Below are 895 nucleotides of genomic sequence, written 5' to 3'. Positions count from 1 at the left end.
AGATCAAGGCCTGACCCCGGGCCCCGCCCGAGCCGCCCCGCCCCCCAGCCCCCCGCCCAGGACGAATCCCACCATGGTCAGCGCCGTCTTCCACGCCCCGCCGAGCCCACCCCAGCCGCGCCCCTTCTGCTATGCAAACGATAGCAACACCGGCAAATCAAAACGCCGGCATCGGGGCAAAAACCACTGCAGTCCGCCCGCCCAGCCGCCGCGGCGCGCGCGCTGGGCGGCCGCCTCGCGCGCCTTCTGGCTCGCCGTGCTGCCGCCGGTCTGCGGCCTGGGCCTCTTGATCGGGCTGTGGGCCGTGGTGTCCTCCACCACCGGGCAGAGCATTCCCGGCCCGCTGGAGACCTGGAAGCAGGCGCTGGAAGTCTTCAGCAACCCCTTCTACCGCAACGGCCCCAACGACCAGGGCGTGGGCTGGAACGTGCTCGCCTCGCTGGAGCGCGTGGCGGTCGGCTTCGGGCTGGCGGCGCTGGTGGGCATTCCCGCGGGCTTCGTGATCGGGCGGTTCCACTTCCTCTCGCGCATGTTCAACCCGCTCATCAGCCTGCTGCGGCCCGTGTCGCCGCTGGCGTGGCTGCCCATCGGCCTGCTGGTGTTCAAGGGCGCCAACCCGGCCGCCATCTGGACCATCTTCATCTGCTCGATCTGGCCCATGGTCATCAACACCGCGGTGGGCGTGCAGCGCGTGCCGCAGGACTACATGAACGTGGCCCGCGTGCTCAACCTCTCGGAATGGAAGATCGCCACCACCATCCTGTTCCCCGCAGTGCTGCCCTACATGCTGACCGGCGTGCGCCTGGCCGTGGGCACCGCCTGGCTCGTGATCGTGGCGGCCGAGATGCTGACCGGCGGCGTGGGCATCGGGTTCTGGGTCTGGGACGAGTGGAAC

Annotated in this window: 1 pseudogene; it reads left to right on the top strand. The window is 70.1% G+C overall.

What is annotated here, in order from left to right:
• Positions 1-223 precede the first annotated feature (223 nt).
• Positions 224-895: pseudogene (gene ntrB, locus AC27KI_RS26005) on the top strand (nitrate ABC transporter permease); the annotation flags it as partial.

It is taken from the genome of Acidovorax sp. KPB24-03, assembly GCF_057546605.1.
Note: the sequence above shows the minus strand (reverse complement) of the source record. Positions and strands in the feature narration are given on the sequence as shown.